Source organism: Candidatus Methylomirabilota bacterium, from assembly GCA_036005065.1.
GTDB lineage: Bacteria > Methylomirabilota > Methylomirabilia > Rokubacteriales > DASRDR01 > DASYQW01.
This window is the reverse complement of the sequence record DASYQW010000261.1, coordinates 1-2,790: the sequence shown is the minus strand read 5'-3', so window position 1 is coordinate 2,790 and position 2,790 is coordinate 1. Positions and strand designations below refer to the sequence as shown.

The following is a 2,790-nucleotide window of genomic DNA, read 5'->3' as shown; positions in this document are numbered from 1 at the left end:
GATGGCCACCCCGAGGGCGACACCGGCCGCGCCCGCGAGCAGAAAAGCACCGACGATCTCCAGCGCCGTCGTCCAGACATGGGCGGACCAGGGAATCTCCCCCGAGACGAGCGCGCGCGCGACCACGGCCGGGCTGGGCAGAATGTACTCGCGGATCCCCAGGCTCGTGGAGGCGAGCTGCCAGAGGGCGAGCAAGCCCAGGAAGAGGACGATGGACGGCAGATGGCCGACGATCCAGCGACGCATGCGGCATCATAGCAAGCCGCCCGGGTGGGCGCCACGCGCTCGATTACGTTTTCTTACGAATCTCGTCGATGGTGACGGTGGTGATCCGGTCGCGGTAGTCGACACCCGTGGCCCACTTCACCCGGTAGCGGCCGCCGCCCAAGACGGAAATGATCTCCCCCTCGACGTGCTCCTGGCTCTGGCGCAGCACGACGACATCACCGGCCCTGGGTTGAGGAGGCGGCGGCGGAGGTGGCTTCGGCTTGGCCATGACCAGCCCTCCAGGTTCGCTCTAGTCCCAGAGACGGGTCGAGAAGTAGCGCTCTCCCAGGTCGTTGAACAAGGTCACGAAGCGTCCGGCTCGCTCGCGACGGGCGATGCGTTCGATCCCCACCATGTAGGCGCCGGAGGACTGGCCGACAAAAAAGCCCGCGCGGGCCAGCCGCCCACACATCCGGTAGGCCTCATCACTCGTCACGGGGATCCGTTCGTCGATGACCCCTTCGTCCAGGATGGCGGGGACGATATCCTCCGGACCCCCGAGCGGCTTGAGGCCTTCGATCCCCGGAAATACCTCAGGCAGCACGCAGATCACGCGGATCTTCGAGTCGTATTCCTTCAAGCGCCTCCCCAGGCCCGTCACCGTGCCACCCGTGCCCACCCCGGCGATGACATGGGTGAGCCGGCCCCCGGTTTGCTCGAGGATCTCGACGGCGGTCGTCTCGTAGTGGGCGCGCCAGTTGTCGTCGTTGCTGTACTGGTCACAGAAGAAATAGCGCCGGGCATCGGCCTCGGAGCGGCGGTGCACCTCCCGCAACGCTTCATCGTAGCCCTTCAGGGCGTCCGTATACACGAGCGAAGCGCCGTGGGCCAGCATCCGTTTCTTGCGCTCGGTGCTGGCATTGTCGGGGATGACGATCTCGACCGGATAGCCGAGGATGCGACCCACCATCGCGTACGCGATGCCCGCGTTGCCCGAGGAGCTGTCCAGGATGGTCTTCCCGGGGTACAGCCGTCCCTCCGTCAGGGCCGTGAGGAGCATGCGCAAGACGGGGCGGTCCTTGAGCGAGCCGCCCGGGTTGAGGCATTCCATCTTCGCCAGGACCTCCACGCCCGGCAGCTCGTCGCCGAAGATGTGCACGGGTACGAGCGGCGTGTTGCCGATGGCGCGGAGGGCTGGGTAGCGATCCAGGAACGGCTCGAGGCGCTTGTCCCAGGGCATGCGGCAGCTCAGCGGGTGGGTGGGTCCAGCCGGCGGAGGAAGACCTCGATCTCTTTTTTCGTCTGAAGGTCGCCGGTCTGCGTGGCCACCTCGAGTCCCGTCCGGTAGGCGGCCAGGGCCGCCTCGCGTCGTCCGGCCCGCTCCAGCGCCCGCCCGAGGCCGCGATGGGCGGCGGAGTAATCGGGCTTGAGCCGGATCGTCTCCTCGTACTCGAGGACGGCGCTCTCGGCCTGCCCGGCGTCGAGGTAGGCGCCGGCCAGACCGAAGCGGACGACGGGATCGTCCGGCATCAGCGCGGCCACTTCCTTGAACTCGGCGATGCGATCGCGGTCATCAGCCATGGTCAGCTCCGATGGATCCGCTCCTCCGAAACCTCCACCCGCTTGACGCCCTTGAAGCTGAACAGGAGCTCCACCTTGTAGACGGGCGGGTCGGCGGAGACCTGCTCCACGATGGTCCCGAGGGCCTTCTGCACGTTCTGGCTGAATGAGACCCCCTGGATGGTGAGGCCAGAGAGATCCACCGTCACTCGCTCGTTCGGCTGAAACATGCGCCCTCCCTAGGAGACCCGCAGGACCGCTGGATCCATCCTATACCCGGCCGGGCGACCAGGCTCGAACGAGGCTGACCCACTACCGGAGAGCTCCCCTTGACGGGCTGGGCGCCCGGAGGTAGTTAATGGGTGCCTGGGCGGCCGGCAGGTCGGCAGGAAGTGTCAGCCCCCGTTGTCCCACGGGTCTTCCACGTACGAACCGTTCACACGAAGCGGAGGTGAGTCATGGCGTTGAGAATCAACAGCGAAGCTCCCAACTTTACCGCGGACAGCACGCAAGGTCGCATCAATTTCCACGAATGGATCGGCAACGGCTGGGCCATTCTGTTCTCCCATCCGAAGAACTTCACCCCGGTCTGCACGACCGAGCTCGGGTACATGGCGGGGCTGAAGCCGGAATTCGACAAGCGCAACTGCAAGATCATCGGCCTCAGCGTGGATTCGGTCCCCGATCACGAGAAGTGGTCCAAGGACATCGAGGAGACGCAGGGACACGCCGTCAACTACCCGTTGGTCGGCGACCCTGAGCTGAAGGTGGCCAAGGCCTACGACATGCTGCCGGAGGATTCCGGCACCACCGCGCAGGGCCGCACCGCGGCCGACAACGCGACCGTGCGGTCGGTGTTCGTCGTCGGGCCGGACAAGAAGATCAAGGCGATGCTGACCTATCCGATGAGCACGGGCCGCAACTTCGACGAAGTGCTGCGGCTGCTGGATTCCTGCCAGCTGACGGCGAAGCACAAGGTGGCCACCCCCGTGAACTGGAAGCAGGGGGAGGACGTCATCATCG

General features: G+C 66.0%; 6 protein-coding genes. 1 reads left to right on the top strand and 5 read right to left on the bottom strand.

The features are described from left to right. The 5 genes from VGW35_18410 to VGW35_18390 all read right to left on the bottom strand — a co-directional run. Positions 1-246, bottom strand: a 246-nt coding sequence (locus tag VGW35_18410; GenBank protein ID HEV8309640.1) for an ABC transporter permease, incomplete at its 3' end; no start/stop codon positions are given. A 43-nt stretch (positions 247-289) separates the two neighbouring features. After that, positions 290-496, bottom strand: a complete 207-nt coding sequence (locus VGW35_18405; protein HEV8309639.1) for a hypothetical protein — start codon at positions 494-496, stop codon at positions 290-292. 21 nt (positions 497-517) lie between these two features. Then, complete coding sequence (locus VGW35_18400; protein HEV8309638.1) at positions 518-1,447, bottom strand: PLP-dependent cysteine synthase family protein; 930 nt, start codon at positions 1,445-1,447, stop codon at positions 518-520. Between the two features lie 8 nt (positions 1,448-1,455). After that, positions 1,456-1,788 carry a tetratricopeptide repeat protein gene (locus tag VGW35_18395; protein HEV8309637.1) on the bottom strand — a complete coding sequence of 111 codons (333 nt, stop codon included), beginning with the start codon at positions 1,786-1,788 and terminating at the stop codon, positions 1,456-1,458. A gap of 2 nt (positions 1,789-1,790) precedes the next feature. Continuing rightward, positions 1,791-1,997, bottom strand: coding sequence for a hypothetical protein (locus VGW35_18390; GenBank protein ID HEV8309636.1), 207 nt, complete (start codon positions 1,995-1,997; stop codon positions 1,791-1,793). 228 nt (positions 1,998-2,225) lie between these two features. On the opposite strand from VGW35_18390, the gene VGW35_18385 reads away from it, so the two are divergent. Next, on the top strand, positions 2,226-2,790 hold a 565-nt coding region (locus VGW35_18385; protein ID HEV8309635.1), incomplete at its 3' end, for a peroxiredoxin.

Bases quoted from the DNA above. Each gene is read 5' to 3' on its own strand.
- VGW35_18395 (HEV8309637.1), bottom strand. From the start codon at position 1,788: ATGGCTGATGACCGCGATCGCATCGCCGAGTTCAAGGAAGTGGCCGCG.
- VGW35_18390 (HEV8309636.1), bottom strand. From the start codon at position 1,997: ATGTTTCAGCCGAACGAGCGAGTGACGGTGGATCTCTCTGGCCTCACC.
- VGW35_18405 (HEV8309639.1), bottom strand. From the start codon at position 496: ATGGCCAAGCCGAAGCCACCTCCGCCGCCGCCTCCTCAACCCAGGGCC.
- VGW35_18400 (HEV8309638.1), bottom strand. From the start codon at position 1,447: ATGCCCTGGGACAAGCGCCTCGAGCCGTTCCTGGATCGCTACCCAGCC.